The organism is Senimuribacter intestinalis (assembly GCF_943192965.1).
Classification (GTDB): Bacteria; Bacillota; Clostridia; order Peptostreptococcales; family Anaerovoracaceae; genus Senimuribacter; species Senimuribacter intestinalis.
The window spans coordinates 150,914-167,624 of the sequence record NZ_CALPCF010000001.1 but is presented as its reverse complement, the minus strand read 5'-3'; the positions used below and the strand labels follow the sequence as shown (position 1 = coordinate 167,624).

Sequence of the window (16,711 nt, the reverse complement as noted above, 5' to 3'; positions counted from 1 at the left end):
ATTGACGGTTTCTATATACTAGAATTTCATAGTTGGAGCATGTAGCCGCTGAATTTGGCGGCTATTTGCTTATACAGCGAGGTGAAAGTTATGACGAATGAAGAACTTGCTTTGAAGGTGAAATCGGGCGATACAGCCTATTTATTGCCTTTATGGGAGGGCGTGCAAAGGCTTGTTGAGATTAAGGCGAGAAGCTACAACCAGCCGGATTATTATGACGACATGATACAGGAAGCATATTTACAGCTGCAGCCGGCGGCAGAACGCTACAAACCTTCTGCGGGGAAGTCGTTCATCGGGTACTATATCAAGTATTATGTGCCTAATGCCTTTAAAATTGCCCTGTACGGCGGGAGAAGTGAATCAAGGGTAAACAGTCCTGATAATCATTTGATTAGCTTATATAGACCCGTTGGAGACGATACCGAGGCATGTTTAATTGATGAACTTATCGACCTTGAGGGCGAAACAGCACACCGGCACATAGAAGATGCGGACTTTTGGCAAGATGTCGGTAGACTGCTACGCAAAGGCATAAAGCAGATACCAAGCGACCAGCAACGGGAAGCAGTAAACTTTCACTATTTGCATGATACAACCTTTACCAATGCCGCCTGTCTGCACGGCGTACACGTGAACCAGTGGCAAAGTCAATATCAAAATGGATTGCGAAAGCTCCGCAAGTTCCTCTTGGGATTGCCGAAAGAAGAGCAGGAGAAAAGCGGCTTAAACGATTATTTGGAAAGTCATAGGAACTATGCCGGCGGTATGGGAGCATGGAAGAATAGTGGTTTCACTTCCAACACGGAGGCAATCGCCCTGAAGCGTATCCAGCTTGAGGAAGAAATACGACAATTTGAAGATATTGTTGCCATGCTTAAAATGTGAGATACTACATTTAAATCTATAATAGACTGTATCGTATGTTAAAATCAGTTGAAAAATAAACATTATCAGCTGATTTTTTTAATACAAAAATTAATATAATTTTAATACAAAAGTTTTGAATGAGTGGCAAACGGTGAATAAGTATACAAAAAATGAATAAAGCGGCAGAATTTATTAAAACATCATAAACGTTGAAATATCAACGGATAAGAAAAGAACCGCAAGCTGTATGCGGTTCTCAAAATGTATTGGTACTTCCAAGGGGAGTCGAACCCCTGATTCAGCCGTGAGAGGGCTGCGTCTTGACCACTTGACCATGGAAGCATATTTAAAAATTATCAATGAGCAGTTGAAATCTCACGCTATTTATTATATACTTAAAAATGATTGTTGTCTAGTAGAATTTTTTATTTTTATAAATTTTAAATAGAAGGAGAAAGCTATAATGAGAAAATTTAAGAGTACAAGAGGGAGCAAGCAGGAACTGACAGGGGCACAGGCGATTATTCAGGGACTTTCTGAAGATAAGGGTCTTTACGTTCCGACTGAGATTCCGGCGATTCCGTTTAATATAGAAGATATGATGGGAAAAACCTATCAGGAGATTGCTCTCGCAGTAATCGGTGCTTTCTTCGATGACTATACTGAGGAAGAGATGCAGTACTGCATCAACGGCGCTTATGATGAAAAATTTGAAGCTGCGGATATTGCACCGATTGTCAGAGCAGGCGGCGCATATTTTCTGGAACTGTATCATGGAAGAACAGCAGCTTTTAAGGATATGGCTCTGTCTATTCTGCCATATTTGCTGACCACTGCCATCAAGAAAGAAAATGAGGATAAGAAGATTTGCATTCTGACTGCAACCTCTGGAGATACCGGAAAAGCTGCCTTGGAGGGTTTTGCAGATGTGCCGGGAACAGAAATCATCGTATTTTTCCCGAATCAGGGCGTCAGTCAGGTGCAGGAGCGTCAGATGATTACTCAGGAGGGTGCAAACACCCATGTCTTTGCTATCAACGGAAACTTTGATGATGCGCAGACTGGCGTAAAGAAAATATTTAATGACAACGCATTTGCCGAAAAACTGGCAGCCTCTGGGTGTAAGCTTTCTTCGGCTAATTCCATCAATATCGGCAGATTGGTGCCACAGGTTGCGTACTACGTCTACAGCTACATAAAGCTGGTGGAAAGCGGTGCGATTAAAAATGGCGAAAAGATGAACATCGTGGTGCCGACCGGAAACTTTGGGAACATTTTGGCAGGTTACTATGCAAAGCAGATGGGCATTCCTGTGGGCAAGTTTATCTGTGCTTCCAACGAAAACAAAGTTTTGACAGACTTTATCAATACAGGTATATATGATATCAAGAGAGACTTTTATCTGACTAATTCACCGTCCATGGACATTTTGATTTCCAGCAATCTGGAACGGCTGCTGTATCATTTATCCGGCGGAAATGGAGAGGAAATCAAGGCACTGATGGCGCAGTTAGACACCGAAAAGGTTTACAAAGTCAGCGATAAAATCAAAGCAGGCCTTGCTGATTTTTATGGCGGCTATGCGGATGTTGCACAAACCAACGAGACTATTAGCCAGATGTATGCGGAGCATGGCTATCTTATGGATACCCACACTGCAGTGGCGTATAAGGTTTATGAAGATTATCGCAAGGAGACAGGGGATACCACACCGACCGTCATTGCATCCACGGCTAGCGCTTATAAGTTTGCTGAAAGCGTTGCAAAATCAATCGGCCTTGGAGAGGAAGAAAATGGATTCCGCTATGTGGAAGCGTTGGCAGCAAAGACCGGCGTGCGCGTGCCGAAGGGCTTAAAAGATTTAGATAAGAAAGAAGTCAGACATACCGGCGTAATTAATATCGAAGAAATGATGAACGTGGTAGAAGAGTCTGTAAAATAATAAGTTGAATCAGTTAAACAAAAGGCTTCAGCATTTTCGCTGAAGCCTTTTTAGAAGGATTTTATTTTACTGCATTGAATCCGTCTTGGAGGTCTGCAATAATATCATCAATATGTTCTGTGCCGATGGACAGACGAATGGTGTTCGGCTTGATACCTTGCTCTGCCAATTCTTCTTCATTAAGCTGGCTGTGGGTCGTTGTAGCCGGATGAATCACCAGACTTTTAACGTCAGCTACGTTAGCAAGCAGAGAGAAAATCTGCAGATTGTCGATAAACTTGTGTGCTTCGGCAATGCCGCCTTTGATTTCAAAAGTGAAGATGGAAGCACCGCCGTTTGGGAAGAACTTCTGGTATAAGTCGTGATCCGGATGATTAGGCAGAGACGGATGGTTTACCTTTTCTACCTGAGGGTGCTTTGTAAGAAATTCCACAACTTTTTTTGTATTCTCTGCATGACGGTCAAGTCGCAAGGATAAAGTCTCTACACCCTGCAAGAGCAAAAATGCAGCAAATGGAGAGATGGTCGCTCCGGTGTCACGAAGCAGGATTGCGCGGACATAGGTGACAAAGGCCGCCGGACCTGCAGCTTCCACAAAGGAAACTCCGTGGTAGCTAGGATTTGGAGCGGCGATTGGGTCGAATTTTCCGGAGGCTGCCCAGTCAAACTTGCCGGCGTCTACAATAATGCCACCCAAAGTTGTACCATGACCGCCAAGAAATTTAGTTGCAGAATGGACGACGATGTCAGCGCCATGTTCAATGGGACGAATCAGATAAGGCGTGCCAAAAGTGTTGTCTACGATGAGAGGCAGCCCATGCTTATGAGCAAGTTGTGCTAGCGCGTCAATGTCAGGAATATCACTGTTTGGATTTCCTAAGGTTTCGATGTAAATTCCACGGGTATTTTCGTTGATAGCACCCTCGACCTCAGACAGATTGTGAATATCCACAAAGCTTGCAGTAATGCCAAAGCCAGGTAGGGTATGAGCCAGCAGGTTGTAACTGCCGCCGTAAATGGTTTTCTGTGAAACAAAGTGACCGCCATTTTGCCCTAACGCCTGCAGGGTATAGGTAATTGCAGCTGCGCCGGAAGCCAGCGCCAGTGCGGCGTTGCCGCCTTCTAAAGCGGCAACGCGCTGCTCCAGTACGTCCTGGGTGGAATTGGTAAGACGACCATAAATATTGCCTGCGTCAGCAAGTCCAAAGCGTGCTGCAGCGTGTGCAGAATCATGAAATACATAAGAAGTTGTAGCGTAAATTGGAACTGCACGAGCGTCAGTTGCTGGGTCTGGAGTTTCTTGTCCTACGTGGAGCTGGAGTGTTTCAAATTTATAGTTTGCCATGATTATTTTCCTTTCTGTTTATATGATTTTACATTTATAATATAGATTTACTGCTTAGCATCAGTGATGCGGATTAGTCACATTCGTCCGAATCGGAAATTCTCTCTGACAAGTTCCTGAAAATAGTGTTTCATTGTCTTAATTCCTTTCTTACAAAAATCAAACAGCCCGGAAGATTCGATTTGTCTTCCGGGCTGATACGTAACTGAACCTTGTGTATCGTTTAAGCGATAACGCGACGTACTTTTGAAGGAGAGACCCAACCGAATTCTGCTGCACTTAAAGACATGCACAGGGAGAACATCCACATGTACATAGTTGTCATCATATTTATCATTACAAAAGCAGAATTGTAATTTTTCATGATAGGGACTCCTTTCTTTCAATTTCCTGTCTGTGAAGTTAATATGAGTATAAATGTTTTTTCCTACTTTGTCAATGGGTAAATAGGAAAAATATGAAAATATGTGTAAACAGGGTCAATGTGGGCAGAATGCGTTTCAATGATTTTTTGGCGGGGGACAACTCTTGCAGGACACGACAGGACAGACCCTGGTGCGGTCAGCGGAAAATTCGTGGAAGCAGATATGGCTGCGCCGCTTTTTTTGTGTGTAATACACTGCCTGACAGGCAATATCAAAGATATTTGCTGTAGCACGATGAAATAAAGATAGGTAGAGAATTATGCGCAGAGTAAAGGTTTTGTTTTGCATCAAAAACCTGCTGCAAAAAAATGTTTTAAAAACATAGCAGAAACTACTTGCAATCTTCCTCAACTTGTGGTAAATTATAATGGTGCTTGGAGGATTGACCGAGTGGCTAAGGAGCCGCATTGGAAATGCGGTAAGGTGTAACAGCCCCGTGGGTTCGAGTCCCATGTCCTCCGCCAGAAATAAAAATGACACTCTGATGGGTGTCATTTTTATTTTTTGACTTAGCATCTAATGGGGCGAGAATCCACGCGTGGGTGAGAGTGTCCCATCCCCATTTTGCGCAGGACTTCGCCCGCAATGCAAAATGGGAGAGCGAAAGGAGCCTGCGATCCTCTGCTGTTCAATATTCGCAGGCTCCTGTAGGAGCTTTGTACGAAGTACAAAGCGTTGTCCTCCGCCAGAAAATCATTAAAAAACCAACGGTTTTGCCCGTTGGTTTTTTCTATACCTACATTCCACCTACATTTTTCGGAAAATAATAGGAGATGTGCAAAGAAGAACTTAGACAACCTCGACTGTCCAGTCTTCCGGAATAAGCTGCAAGATAAAGCCCTTGACTGTATCTACAGCTTTTTTCTTTGCTTCGGTAAGGAGCCCCTTGGCAGTGGCTTTTTTCTCCATCTCAGCTTTCTGGTCTTTGTTAAAGCTGTTGTAGTCGGTGACCTTTAGCGGGTTGAAAATGCTGGTGGTTTCGTCGAAAACCTCCAGACTGTCTTCCTCAATCTGATGGGACAGAATTTCAGCCTCAGGGAGAGTAATCGAAATCTTTTGCCCGGAAACTGAAATCTCAGCATTGGAAAGATTGACACCGGCTTTAATCTCTCCATCGTAGGTAATGATAAATCCTTTGGTGGTGAAAGGAAGTTTAATTCCGTAAAAATCTTTACTATTTTCAAATTCAGCCATATTGGTGTATGAGTAAGTAATCGTGGCGAGCTCACTAATTTCCGTCAGTTTATTCTCCAGCACTACTGCATCAATTTCGGAAACACCGGCAGATTTGCCAACCGAGCGTCCGAAAAAGAAACAGATGAGGCAGACTGCTGCAAGAAACAAAGCAATTACGCCGATTTGTTTAGCTTTCTTCATAATGTTCCCCTTTTCGACAAAATATATTGTTAAGCTTATTTTATCATCTGCCGGCAAAAATGCAATAGATTTACCACGGAATACAAAAATCTTCGTACTGCTTTTGTTGCAATAGATAAGACAAAGTTTTATAATAGATAATATCTAGTGATAGATTGGGTTTTAATTGAGAGTTTTACCAAAACACTGATACAGGAGGTGACCGTTTCCATGAAAGTCATCGTAATCGGTGGCGGTCCGGCTGGCTATGAGGCGGCAATGGGGCTTAGACGCCGAGGAATTGAAACAGTTTTAATAGAAAAGAACTCTATCGGAGGTACTTGTGTCAACAGCGGCTGTATTCCGACCAGAGTTTATTTGCAGGTGATAAAATCGGCAGAGACTCTAATTCGAAGCGGTTTTGCGAAAACGGAGCTAACCCCGAAGGATCTGCGTAAGTTAGCTACTGGGAAGATTCAGCAGCTTGTGTACGGCATGACATATATGCTGCAGAAGCAGAAGGTTCAGCTGTTAGAAGCGGAGGTTAGCCAGATAGAGACCGGCAAGGTGTCACTGGCAGATGGAACCTGTCTGATGTGTGATGAAATTATTGTTGCCACTGGCTCAGAGCCAATCAGTGCAGAAAACTTTACCGCAGAGCAGCAGTTTACTGCAGAACAGCTTCTTACGCTGGAAAATCTGCCAAAACGACTTGATATAATTGGAGGCGGCGTCCTTGGGGTGGAACTTGCGGTGATTTTACAGTCCTCGGGCGTTCAGATTACTCTGCACGAGCATATGCCGCGAATTCTGCCGGGATGGGATAAGGACATCAGTGATGCCATGGCCTCCTACCTGAGAAGCCTGGGTGTACAGCTTGAGACCAACAGCGTATCCGGTGTTTTTGAGAATATGGTATTTTGCTGCGGAAGAAAGCCGAAGCTTCCGTTGATTAAAGGACAGACGGCAGGAATTCACTTGATTGGAGACTGCAAAGGCGTACATTTTACAGCGGATATGGCAGCAGAGGATGGCCGACAAGTTGGTGCGGCGGTGACCGGGGAAAGAACCGAACGCATAAAACCAAACATCGTTACTGCCCAGTGTATCTTTACGCCCCTTGAGGCAGCGGCAGCAGGCAGTATTTGCAAAGAAGGCATGGTAGAAAGTTATCTTTCGACAGATATGATGGCAGGCGGCGTGATTTTCGGCACGCAGGGCGCATTTGCAAAGGCAGTCATGGAAAAAGAAACCCACATCTTAAAAGGTTTTCATGTGGTTTCTCATTTGGCTTCAGAAATCATTCAAATCGGACAGGCAGCGATTGCTGCTGAGATGACTGCAGAGCAGTTTTTGGAGCAGGTATTTCCGCACCCTACGGAGGGAGAACTATTAAAGGAAGCCGTGCGAGGTCTGTTATGAATTTAATCATCGAAAGAAGTCATAACCCCAGTCATAATTTGGCAAGGGAAGAGATGCTTTTTAATCATGTGGAGGAAGATACCGTTTATCTTTGGCGCAACAACCCCTCAGTTATCATCGGTCGACATCAGAACACGCTGGCAGAAGTTGATGAGGCAGCTGCGGCACGTGAGCATATCGGAATAGTGCGGAGATTGACAGGAGGCGGCGCAGTCTTTCACGATTTGGGAAATATCAATTTTTCCTTCATTTTCCCAGATGGGGTCTTTGAGGAGAAGGCAGCGCAGGGATTGCAGATGATGATAAGCTATCTGCAGAGCTGCGGCGCACCATGTTTTGCAAACGGCAGAAACGACATCTGTATGACGGATTCCTCAGGAAATGTAGTGAAAATCAGCGGTACAGCCATGACACAGAGAGAAGAACGTGGGATTTTTCATGGTTGCATTCTCTTTGATTGTAATCTTGCTGCTATGGAAAAAGTCCTGACGCCAAAGAAGGAAAAATTAGTGTCGAAAGGCGTTACCTCTGTACGCAGCAGAGTTTCCAATCTGCGTGGACTGGTGCCTGCGCTTAGACATATCAGTGCAGATATTTTCTTTGAAGACTGGGGAAAGGAACTATCAAAAAGTTGTCAACTCATTGGGAAAATGAGCCCAGATGAAGAAGAGGAAATCGCGACTCTCATCGAGCGCAGATATGGAAACAGACAATGGAATTTCGGCAGGAATCCGATATGTACCATGGAGGCAAGCTGCAGATTTCCTGTAGGTACAGTGACCTTTCATGGAAATATCAAGGGTAGCGAAATCAAAAGTTGTTCTTTTAGCGGAGATTATTTGGGGCTGGAAGATTTTGGGGAAATCTCTGCGAGACTGCAGGGCGTTGAATTTTCTTACAGCGCCATAGAAAAAGCCCTGCAGGGGATAAAGCTTGAGGCATATTTTGGAACATCCAATAAAGAAGATATATTGAATTTTTTAGCAGGAAGGAGTGAGTAATCATGGCATTTATAATGAAAGATGAAGTTTTTGCAGATATGAGAGCAGTCTGTAAGAGCATGTATGAAGAGGGAAAAAATCTCAAAGCGGAAGAAGCGCTGATGAAGCTGATGAACATGGAAGGCATGCCTATGCACTGTCCGTATCACCACTTTATCATGCCGGCGGCGCTGCTGAGCATTGCGGCGATTCAGGAGGGAAAATCCTGGGAGGAACTGGATAGCTGGCTTGCTATAACAGAAGAACGGGCAAAGACCGTGCCTCCTGGATTTTGTGGAAACTGCGGCACTTGCGGCGCAGCAGTAGGCATTGGCATTTTTATCAGTGTATATACCGAAGCGTCGCCTCTTTCTGTGGAAAACTGGCAGTGGGCAAACGAGGGAACTGGTAAGAGTCTGATTGCGATTTCCAAATATCCGGGACCTAGGTGCTGCAAGAGGACTTCCTTTTTGGCGGCGCAGGAGGGTGTGCCGTATATCAACGAAAAATGTGGGTTACATATGGAGATTTCAGATGACATCAAATGCAGATACCATGGGAAAAATGCCCAGTGCCTGGAAGAGAAATGTCCGTTCTATGAAGAAGATGAGAAGGAGGCGTAAGAGATGGCAAAGGAAATTATCGTGCCGGAAAGTCTGCTACCAAAGCCGCAGCCTTACAGAAATTGTGAGTGCATGAAGCAGCCCATTGATTTAACAGCAAAAAAAGGAACCATCACATGGCTGGTGGAAGTGGGGGAAGCTGTTAAGGAAGGGCAGACCGTCTGTGAGGGTGAAGTGGACAAGAAAATCGTAGAGATCAAGGCGCCGGTCAGCGGGATCCTCAAAGAAATTCTCATCGAAGATGAACACGTTTTTAAGGCAGGAGATGTAGTAGGATATATTGAAAACAAATAAATCTTTCAAGTAAGCAAAAAAGTTTTCTTATTTTGGCGAAATCGCCTTTTAAGAAAACTTTTTTTCTGTCGTGGATAATTGTGCAAGTATGCAAATACGCAGCGAAGCATGATGTTTTACTCGATGGATTTTAGTGATTCAGTCATGCTGATTTTCTCCAGCTTATAGTACATGGCGAGACTGACTATTGTGGCAAAGGCAAATGTAAGAATCACGGCAAGTACGTAGCTGAGCGGTGTGATTCGCACGTCGAAGCAAATTAAATCCACTTGGATTTGGCTCATGACAAAAGCATGGAGTACTTTCCCCAGAATAAGTCCTACGAGGGCACTGATTCCTGTCAGGAAAAAGTTTTCGCGGAACACATAGGCAGAGGTTTCACCAGGATAAAAGCCCAGCACTTTGATGGTAGCGATTTCCCGAATTCGCTCTGTAATGTTAATGTTGGTTAAGTTGTAAAGCACGATAAACGCCAGTGCGCCAGCGCTGAGGATAACCAACAGAATAACGTAGTCCAGACTTTCCATCATGTTTTCTACGCGGATTCTGAAATCGTGGTTGATAGAAACTGCAGCTACATAGGAATCATTTAGGACGCTGGCGGAAGAACTGTAGATATGCGCGGTGTTATCGCCCGTATCTGCATTTGAGCCGTCTGCAGCAGAATCAGAAGCGGCATAAACCAGCGCAGCTTTTATTTCCGGAAGACCGCCCCAGTCATTTTCTACAGCCTTCGGTGAAATATAGATGTAGTTTTGCACGTAATTTTCGCAGACGGCGCTGACGGTAAGATGAACTTCCTTTCCATCTTTGTTTCGCAGAATAAAATCGCTGCCTGGCGAAAGATTATAGGTGTTAGCCAGCTTTCTGCAGATAACCGCTTCCTTTTGGCTCGGGTAGGAAATTGGATTACCGGCGTTATCATGAAGCCTTATGAAATCACCAAAGTCAGAACTGTCTGCTGCAATCAAGTTGACCGATTTTATAGCGTCCTCTGTCACTAGGTCGGCACTGCTTAGGTGGAGATAAATCAGCTTGTCTATAGAAGAAGCATTTTTTTCAGAAAAGCGCTGTTGGCGAGTTTCTGTCATTTCCTTATTAAATGTGATGCTGTAATCGTATACCTGAATTTCGTCGTACTGATAGTCAGCGAAGTTTCGCACAGAATCGCTGACGCCGAGACCTGTCAGAAGCAGGGCAGTACAGCCGCTGATACCCAGTACCATCATGAAAAAACGCTTTTTGTAGCGGAAAATATTTCTAAACGATACTTTATAGAGAAAGCTCAGCTTATTCCAGAGGAAAGGAATTCTCTCCAGAAGAATTCTCTTTCCATTTTTCGGGGCTTTGGGGCGAATCAGCTGGGCAGGCACTTCTCTGAACTCTGCATAGCAGGAGAACAGGGTAGTCCCCATGGAACACAGCAGAGAAACTGCAAGAGCAGAGGCTGCCAGCGGTTTATCGACGATATAGACAAGGTCTGCGCTGAAATCGTACATCATGCCGTAGGCGTGCCAGATGATAATCGGGAAGATGTAACAGCAGGAGAAGAAGCCGATGATACAGCCAATTAAAGCGGCGCTTCCCGAATAGAACATATATTTTCCGATGACCGCGCCGTTACTGTAGCCTAAAGCTTTCATAACGCCAATCTGGGTTCGCTGTTCATCAATCATCCTTGTCATGGTAGTCATACACACAAGGGCTGCTACCAGAAAGAAGAAAATCGGAAAGATTTTTGCGATTCCATCGATAATACCGGAGTCATTTTCGAAACAGGCGTAGCCGATGTTGGTATTTCTGTCCAGCACATATGTGTCAGGTGTTTCGATGTCTTCGATTTCTTTTTCGGCATCGGCAAGTTCTATTCGTGCATCTTTAAATTCCGCATCTGCTTTTGCAAACTTTTCATCTGCTTCCGCTTTGCCTTTATAGTAGGCGGTGAAGCCGTCTTCGATTTCTTTTTCGGACTTGGAAAGCTTCTTTCTGCCTTCGCTTATTTGCGTAAAACCTGTTTTAATTTCTTTTAGATTCTTTTGCAGTTCTTTTTCGGCAGCAGAAAGCTGCGCTTCGGTCTGTGCAGCCTGTTCCGGTGGCAGATAAGCTTTATTTGCTTCAAATTCTTCTCGTTTTTTTGCGGTTTCAGCAAGCCCTTGTTCTACCTTAGCCTGATTATCTTTGAGGCGTTTTTCCTGCTTGTTTAAGTTCTCTTTGTTTTTGGCAATTTCGGCTCTGCCGTCTGTCAACTTCTGATAGGTACTGGCAAGTTCTCGCTGGGCATCAGCTTTTTCGTTCTGATATTTCTTGTAGTTTTTGTCATATTCTTTCTGAGCTTCTGTAAGCTCTTTGCGTGCCTCTGTCACGATAGCGTCATAGCGGCGGTCTGCTTGTATGTCAACCTGTGTCTGTACGGCATCCTCCGTTCTTGAGATGAGATCTTTGTATGCACTGGTGTAAATGGGAAAGTTTTCAACAAGGGACAGGTAAATTTCAGTGTAATAGTCCGTATCAAAACCTCCGTCTCCGAGGTAGGCAAAACCGGAAACGGATCCATTTCCAAGAGCGGTGGAGCCCCTTTCAAAATTCAGGTAAATGGGGGAAACACAGGTTCCCACAACGGTATAGGTGTCATGGGTCAGCATGTCCAGTGTGTCATCTTCGTTATCCTTGGACAAATGGATTACAGAGCCTATGGGATCTTCATCGAGGAGGTTGTAGTCGATAATGCATTCATTTGCAGCTTTTGGCATGCGACCGCTTTTTAGAGTTAAGGTATTGATATTCTCAGGCAGGGAATGCAGTTTCAGCACTTGGTCGGTTTTTACATTATCAGTATGATAAAGCACGTCACAGCTGATAGAGCCCTCGGCGTTTTTTACGTCTTTAAGGGCTGCCATAGCAGTGACATCCTCTTCTTCGAAACCCAGTGAGTTCATGACCTGATAGTCGAAAAAATTGTTTGCATCAAGATAGTTTCCTGCTGTGGCAATCATGGCTTGCCGGGTGACCTTTAGTCCGGAAAAAAAGCCTACGCCCAGAGCGACGATGGCGAGAATGGCAAGATAGCGACCAAGACTTGATTTGATTTCTCTAAATGTAGATTTCTTTAGCATGGGCGACCTCTCTTACCATTCGATATCTTCAACAGGAACAATATGTTGATTCTTTTCTTCAGAAAAAACGGTGCCGTTTTTGATATGAATAATCCTGTCAGCCATGGCAGTTAGCGCGGAGTTGTGCGTGATAATAACGACGGTCATGCCATTTTTTCTGCTGGTATCCTGCAGCAGTTTTAAAATAGCTTTGCCGGTGTTATAGTCAAGAGCTCCCGTGGGCTCATCGCAGAGGAGCAGCTTTGGATTTTTTGCAAGGGCGCGAGCGATGGCGACACGCTGCTGTTCACCACCGGAAAGCTGGGCGGGGAAGTTGTTTATTCTGTGACCAAGTCCTACTTCCTCCATAACGGTGCGGGCATCCAGCGGATTTTTACAAATCTGGGTTGCCAGCGAGACATTTTCGAGGGCGGTCAGATTCTGTACCAGATTGTAGAACTGGAACACAAATCCTATGTCATGGCGGCGATAGGCAGTCAGCTGTTTCTTGTCGAACTTTGAAATATCGGTACCATCTAAGATGACGGAGCCCCCGCTCAAGGTGTCCATACCGCCTAAAATATTCAAAAGGGTGGTCTTTCCTGCACCGGAAGCGCCAACGATGACGCAGATTTCACCTTTTTCTATTTCAAAGGTAGCGTCCTTCAGTGCTTCGATGGATACCTCTCCCATATGATATACTTTTTTTACCTGATTGAATGCTACAAATGCGCACATAAAAAAGCCCTCCCCAGCAATTAAAATACTTAAAAATATTTTAACATAATTCCCGGGAAGGGTCAAAGAAGATTGGAAGAATTTCCTAAAGTTTCAGTTTTTTTATGGTCATGTCTCCGCTGGTGGAAGAAAATTCAAAGGAAGCTTTGCCGCTGCCGATGATGAATTCGTCTTCATCCTTAAAATTGATGTCAAATTCACTGTGGAAATTGCCGCTGATGGTGTCAAAGTCACAATCCAGACTAGGCTTTTTTGGAAGATACACAACACAGTCACCGCTGATTGTGTACATTTCAAAGGAAGAAGGACAATGCGATAGCTTTAAATCCATGGAGCCGGAGGTAGAATCAAAGGTGATGTCATCAGCCAGCAGGAGATTCCCCGTTAAGTTTCCGGAAATGGTATCAATAGACAGCGCCTGCGCCGCGATATTTTCCAGATAGATGTCGGAAGATATTGCGTCAACGTCCAGTTCCTGCAAACTTTCCGCTATATTTTTGGGAACTTTTATCTCCAACGCTTTAATTGGGAGATTATCATCATTATCGGAGAAGGAAAAACCGATATAGTAGTTGGATTTGCAGTATTCGACTTGAAGAACGCCGTGCTTAATCCGGTAGCGAAGGCAGTATTCATCGTCTAACTCTTTGTTTGAGGATTCGGTTAAAATGATGTCATCGCCGTCGTAAGGGATGACGGAAATATCGCCGTCAATCCAGTCGATACTGATGGAACGAATGGAAGATGCGGAGATGTGATATGTATTGTCATTTTCAAAAGTATTATCGTAGTGAACTTTTTTAAAACCTACAAAACGCCAGAGGTCGCTCTCCATAATATTTGTTAGAGAACCGCCGCAGATTAGACCGATAATGGACAGAATGAGACCGAAAGAAATCAGACCTGCAGAGGCAAGTAGGATAATTTTTGTACTGTGTTTCATCTATTACACCTCCTGTTTGATGAACAGACTCTTTATCTGCCCATAGATATAGCGTGAGAATTGAGTAAGGTAGACTGCGGCAGCCTTTGCGGCAAGAATGCCCAGAAGGCACAGACCAACAAAGATAAAGCTGAAGCCGATGGTGAGCAGCACATAACCGATACCACTGCTTGTTAGCGTAAATGCTTTAAATAGCAGTATAATCCCAGCAAATCCAATGGATATGACTACTGCGAAGATAGCAATGATGACTGCTGCGATGACGATAAAGATAGAGCCGATGACTGCAATGAACGCAAATAGCAGGGGCACCCAGAGAGGAGAACCGATGACAGCCAGGATAATGGCGGTTGTTGTCCATCCTTTCTTTGGTGTAGCTTTTGCTTTTACTAGATGAGACAGGGAAGCTTCCCTAAGAATTTGCTGTGCAAGCAGATTTACATCGCCAAAACTGGCAACTGCAGCCTCTTCACTGACACCGTCTTCGACCATATCGTCGATGAGCTCAGCATAATAATCAAGTCGTTTCTGTGTCTCCTGTGGCGGAAGTTGGGTCAGCCTGATTCGCAGCTGGTGCAGAAAGATTTCTTTATTCATGTTCTAATCCCTCCTTGATGTATCGATAAATAATTTCAATTTCTTCCCAGCCGGTAAGGAATTCTCTAATCTGGGTTTTGCCGGTTTCTGTCAGTTTGTACATTTTGCGAAGACGACTGTTGTGCTCTACGGTGTAGACCATCAGGCAGTCAGATGCTTCCAGTCTCCTCAAAATGGGATATAAAGTGGATTCTGACAGTTTGATATAGTCGGATAAATCCTTGATGATTTTGTATCCGTAGGAATCGCCTCGGCTGAGTACTGACAGTACGCAGACGTCGAGGAGTCCCTTTTTCATCTGTGGGTTAATCATGGATTATACCCCCTTTCGTGTAATACTATACAATGCGTAGTACTATCTGTCAAGAGGTATAATCGGATTTAAGAAAATTGTAAGAGATTTATGAGAAAGATATGCGATGACATTACAGTGGATTGATGATATACTGGAAGAAATTTATAAGAGAAAGGTAACTGAAAATGAAGCAAATTGAAGAACAATTATTTGCATTGCAAGATTTGAAATATAGGGATTTTCACGCAAGGCTCATGCCGGGTTATGAGAAGGAGAACATCATCGGCGTACGTACTCCGGCTCTCAGAAAGCTGGCAAAGGAACTTGCAAAGAAGATGGCAGCAGATCAGAAGATTGCCGCATTCCTGACAGAATTACCGCATAAATATTATGAAGAAAACAATCTTCACGCATTTCTCATCGAACAGATTGCAAAGGATTTTGATACAGCGCTTTCCATGACAGAGGAATTTTTGCCTTATATCGATAACTGGGCGACCTGCGACAGCTTTACGCCGAAGGCATTTAAGAAGGATTTAAACAGGCTTTATAACAAGACTTTGGAATGGATGAAAAGTGCGGATACTTATACGGTACGATATGGGATTGTAACTCAGCTGCAGCTATTTCTGGATGATGAATTCAGACCGGAAATGCTGGAAATTTTAGCACAGATACACAGAGACGACTATTATATCAACATGGCAATTGCTTGGTATTACAGCTTTGCTCTGATTAAGCAGTATGACAGCACTGTCGGGCTTTTTGAAGGACAGACGCTGGACAAATGGATTCATAACAAATCACTGCAAAAAGCGATTGAAAGCTATAGAATTGACAAGGAGACGAAAGACTACCTGCGCAGTCTGAAACGAAAATGAATGAAATAAAAGTGAAGAGACGAAGAAAACATCATGGCTGCCTGCACTTTATTCTGTACTGCCTGATTCTGGCAGGAATCTGGTACTATGGCACTTTTACGCTTACAACGACGGAAGTGACCATCGAGAGTGAAAAAATACAAGATGAAGTGACCATCGTACAGATTACGGATTTGCATGGGTGGAAATTCGGTGAGGACAACAAGTGGCTGATAGAAGCAGTTAAGACAGCGAAACCAGACTTTATCGTGTCAACGGGAGATATGTTTTCTGCAGGCGACAGTCGGGGAGCGGAGGTGGCAGAACAGCTGCTTTCTGATCTTGCAGAAGAATATCCGGTTTATGCAGTAAATGGGGAACACGACAATGATTCAGAGTTCGAGGAGAGACTTTCTAAGGCAGGAGTAGAGGTGATCCGATATGAAAGTCGTGATATTGAGATAGGGAAAACCAGCCTGCGCCTTTATGGAATTGATAATGTCTACTATTCCGACGCCTTCGACTTGCATAATGAATTCACACTGGATGAGAGCCGATACAATATTCTGGCGGCCCATATCAGCAATTCTAAAGCCTTTTCTGATTTTGGCGTGGATTTAGCGATGTGCGGAGATACTCACGGCGGACAGGTACGGCTGCCCTTTGTCGGCGGGCTGAACAACAGGGGAACATGGTTTCCGGAACTTGCCGGCGGCGAACCTTTTTATACCAAGGGTCTTTACGAAATGGACGCTATGAAGCTCTTTATTTGCGGGGGCCTCGGCAGCAGTCCGGTGCCGGTGCGGTTTCTTAACCGGCCGGAAATTGCGGTAATCCATTTAACGCCGGGGGACTGAGATTCATATTAAAATAACAACCCTATCCTTCCTCGGAGCAAAGCTTCAGGTGGGTATGGCAAATGAACAAAA

At 44.3% G+C, this 16,711-nt stretch carries 17 protein-coding genes and 2 tRNA genes; 10 read left to right on the top strand and 9 right to left on the bottom strand.

Translation table 11 applies throughout. The features are described 5' to 3' along the window. Nucleotides 1-90 precede the first annotated feature (90 nt). Entirely contained in the window at nt 91-888 is a 798-nt protein-coding gene (locus NFR88_RS00830) for an RNA polymerase sigma factor (protein ID WP_251612693.1), read from the top strand. Nucleotides 889-1,137: 249 nt separating this feature from the next. Here NFR88_RS00830 and NFR88_RS00825 read toward each other — a convergent pair. Continuing rightward, a tRNA-Glu gene (locus NFR88_RS00825) sits at nt 1,138-1,212 on the bottom strand. 121 nt (nt 1,213-1,333) lie between these two features. On the opposite strand from NFR88_RS00825, the gene thrC reads away from it, so the two are divergent. After that, nucleotides 1,334-2,812: a threonine synthase gene (gene thrC / locus NFR88_RS00820; protein WP_160202718.1), complete on the top strand. Its 1,479-nt coding sequence runs from the start codon at nt 1,334-1,336 to the stop codon at nt 2,810-2,812. A gap of 61 nt (nt 2,813-2,873) precedes the next feature. On the opposite strand, the gene NFR88_RS00815 is transcribed toward thrC, so the two are convergent. Together NFR88_RS00815 and NFR88_RS00810 are read right to left on the bottom strand one after the other, a co-directional pair. Beyond that, nucleotides 2,874-4,157, bottom strand: coding sequence for an O-acetylhomoserine aminocarboxypropyltransferase/cysteine synthase family protein (locus NFR88_RS00815; protein WP_251612691.1), 1,284 nt, complete (start codon nt 4,155-4,157; stop codon nt 2,874-2,876). Between the two features lie 223 nt (nt 4,158-4,380). Continuing rightward, the gene (locus tag NFR88_RS00810; RefSeq protein ID WP_160202716.1) at nt 4,381-4,521 is read right to left on the bottom strand and encodes a hypothetical protein; all 141 of its coding nucleotides are present in this window, start codon (nt 4,519-4,521) and stop codon (nt 4,381-4,383) included. Nucleotides 4,522-4,660: 139 nt separating this feature from the next. Here NFR88_RS00810 and NFR88_RS00805 point away from each other — a divergent pair, with 139 nt between their 5' ends. Beyond that, on the top strand, nt 4,661-4,825 hold the full coding sequence (locus NFR88_RS00805; protein WP_160202715.1) for a hypothetical protein: 165 nt from the start codon (nt 4,661-4,663) through the stop codon (nt 4,823-4,825). A 133-nt stretch (nt 4,826-4,958) separates the two neighbouring features. Continuing rightward, a tRNA-Ser gene (locus NFR88_RS00800) sits at nt 4,959-5,046 on the top strand. Nucleotides 5,047-5,371: 325 nt separating this feature from the next. On the opposite strand, the gene NFR88_RS00795 is transcribed toward NFR88_RS00800, so the two are convergent. Beyond that, nucleotides 5,372-5,959, bottom strand: a complete 588-nt coding sequence (locus NFR88_RS00795; protein ID WP_160202714.1) for a DUF4230 domain-containing protein — start codon at nt 5,957-5,959, stop codon at nt 5,372-5,374. Between the two features lie 147 nt (nt 5,960-6,106). Here NFR88_RS00795 and NFR88_RS00790 point away from each other — a divergent pair, with 147 nt between their 5' ends. Genes NFR88_RS00790 through NFR88_RS00775 form a run of 4 tightly spaced genes read left to right on the top strand, consistent with a single transcriptional unit; the run spans nt 6,107 to nt 9,257 of the window. Continuing rightward, nucleotides 6,107-7,360, top strand: coding sequence for an FAD-dependent oxidoreductase (locus NFR88_RS00790; protein ID WP_251612689.1), 1,254 nt, complete (start codon nt 6,107-6,109; stop codon nt 7,358-7,360). Next, nucleotides 7,357-8,361, top strand: a complete 1,005-nt coding sequence (locus NFR88_RS00785) for a lipoate--protein ligase (RefSeq protein ID WP_160202712.1) — start codon at nt 7,357-7,359, stop codon at nt 8,359-8,361. Before NFR88_RS00790 ends, NFR88_RS00785 begins: the two co-directional genes overlap by 4 nt. 2 nt (nt 8,362-8,363) lie before the next feature. Continuing rightward, nucleotides 8,364-8,963: a DUF5714 domain-containing protein gene (locus tag NFR88_RS00780; protein ID WP_251612686.1), complete on the top strand. Its 600-nt coding sequence runs from the start codon at nt 8,364-8,366 to the stop codon at nt 8,961-8,963. A gap of 3 nt (nt 8,964-8,966) precedes the next feature. Continuing rightward, complete coding sequence (locus NFR88_RS00775) at nt 8,967-9,257, top strand: lipoyl domain-containing protein (protein WP_160202710.1); 291 nt, start codon at nt 8,967-8,969, stop codon at nt 9,255-9,257. 116 nt (nt 9,258-9,373) lie between these two features. Here the strand turns inward: NFR88_RS00775 and NFR88_RS00770 are convergent, their stop codons facing one another. From NFR88_RS00770 to NFR88_RS00750, 5 genes are all read right to left on the bottom strand, one after another. Next, nucleotides 9,374-12,370: an ABC transporter permease gene (locus NFR88_RS00770; protein WP_160202709.1), complete on the bottom strand. Its 2,997-nt coding sequence runs from the start codon at nt 12,368-12,370 to the stop codon at nt 9,374-9,376. A 12-nt stretch (nt 12,371-12,382) separates the two neighbouring features. After that, nucleotides 12,383-13,087, bottom strand: a complete 705-nt coding sequence (locus NFR88_RS00765) for an ABC transporter ATP-binding protein (RefSeq protein WP_251612683.1) — start codon at nt 13,085-13,087, stop codon at nt 12,383-12,385. Nucleotides 13,088-13,172: 85 nt separating this feature from the next. After that, entirely contained in the window at nt 13,173-14,030 is an 858-nt protein-coding gene (locus NFR88_RS00760) for a DUF4097 family beta strand repeat-containing protein (protein ID WP_161908253.1), read from the bottom strand. 3 nt (nt 14,031-14,033) lie between these two features. Next, nucleotides 14,034-14,627, bottom strand: a complete 594-nt coding sequence (locus NFR88_RS00755; protein ID WP_160202706.1) for a DUF1700 domain-containing protein — start codon at nt 14,625-14,627, stop codon at nt 14,034-14,036. Next, nucleotides 14,620-14,940, bottom strand: a complete 321-nt coding sequence (locus NFR88_RS00750; protein ID WP_201759594.1) for a PadR family transcriptional regulator — start codon at nt 14,938-14,940, stop codon at nt 14,620-14,622. Before NFR88_RS00750 ends, NFR88_RS00755 begins: the two co-directional genes overlap by 8 nt. Nucleotides 14,941-15,107: 167 nt before the next feature. On the opposite strand from NFR88_RS00750, the gene NFR88_RS00745 reads away from it, so the two are divergent. Beyond that, nucleotides 15,108-15,803 (top strand): DNA alkylation repair protein, encoded by a 696-nt coding sequence (locus NFR88_RS00745; RefSeq protein WP_161908252.1) that lies wholly within the window; start codon nt 15,108-15,110, stop codon nt 15,801-15,803. Continuing rightward, nucleotides 15,800-16,639, top strand: coding sequence for a metallophosphoesterase (locus NFR88_RS00740; RefSeq protein WP_243151166.1), 840 nt, complete (start codon nt 15,800-15,802; stop codon nt 16,637-16,639). Before NFR88_RS00745 ends, NFR88_RS00740 begins: the two co-directional genes overlap by 4 nt. Nucleotides 16,640-16,711: the final 72 nt, after the last annotated feature.

Bases quoted from the DNA above. Each gene is read 5' to 3' on its own strand.
- NFR88_RS00810 (WP_160202716.1), bottom strand. From the start codon at position 4,521: ATGAAAAATTACAATTCTGCTTTTGTAATGATAAATATGATGACAACT.
- NFR88_RS00770 (WP_160202709.1), bottom strand. From the start codon at position 12,370: ATGCTAAAGAAATCTACATTTAGAGAAATCAAATCAAGTCTTGGTCGC.
- NFR88_RS00765 (WP_251612683.1), bottom strand. From the start codon at position 13,087: ATGTGCGCATTTGTAGCATTCAATCAGGTAAAAAAAGTATATCATATG.
- NFR88_RS00815 (WP_251612691.1), bottom strand. From the start codon at position 4,157: ATGGCAAACTATAAATTTGAAACACTCCAGCTCCACGTAGGACAAGAA.
- NFR88_RS00750 (WP_201759594.1), bottom strand. From the start codon at position 14,940: ATGATTAACCCACAGATGAAAAAGGGACTCCTCGACGTCTGCGTACTG.
- NFR88_RS00795 (WP_160202714.1), bottom strand. From the start codon at position 5,959: ATGAAGAAAGCTAAACAAATCGGCGTAATTGCTTTGTTTCTTGCAGCA.
- NFR88_RS00830 (WP_251612693.1), top strand. From the start codon at position 91: ATGACGAATGAAGAACTTGCTTTGAAGGTGAAATCGGGCGATACAGCC.
- NFR88_RS00805 (WP_160202715.1), top strand. From the start codon at position 4,661: ATGATTTTTTGGCGGGGGACAACTCTTGCAGGACACGACAGGACAGAC.
- NFR88_RS00745 (WP_161908252.1), top strand. From the start codon at position 15,108: ATGAAGCAAATTGAAGAACAATTATTTGCATTGCAAGATTTGAAATAT.
- NFR88_RS00740 (WP_243151166.1), top strand. From the start codon at position 15,800: ATGAATGAAATAAAAGTGAAGAGACGAAGAAAACATCATGGCTGCCTG.
- thrC (WP_160202718.1), top strand. From the start codon at position 1,334: ATGAGAAAATTTAAGAGTACAAGAGGGAGCAAGCAGGAACTGACAGGG.
- NFR88_RS00780 (WP_251612686.1), top strand. From the start codon at position 8,364: ATGGCATTTATAATGAAAGATGAAGTTTTTGCAGATATGAGAGCAGTC.
- NFR88_RS00785 (WP_160202712.1), top strand. From the start codon at position 7,357: ATGAATTTAATCATCGAAAGAAGTCATAACCCCAGTCATAATTTGGCA.
- NFR88_RS00755 (WP_160202706.1), bottom strand. From the start codon at position 14,627: ATGAATAAAGAAATCTTTCTGCACCAGCTGCGAATCAGGCTGACCCAA.
- NFR88_RS00775 (WP_160202710.1), top strand. From the start codon at position 8,967: ATGGCAAAGGAAATTATCGTGCCGGAAAGTCTGCTACCAAAGCCGCAG.
- NFR88_RS00760 (WP_161908253.1), bottom strand. From the start codon at position 14,030: ATGAAACACAGTACAAAAATTATCCTACTTGCCTCTGCAGGTCTGATT.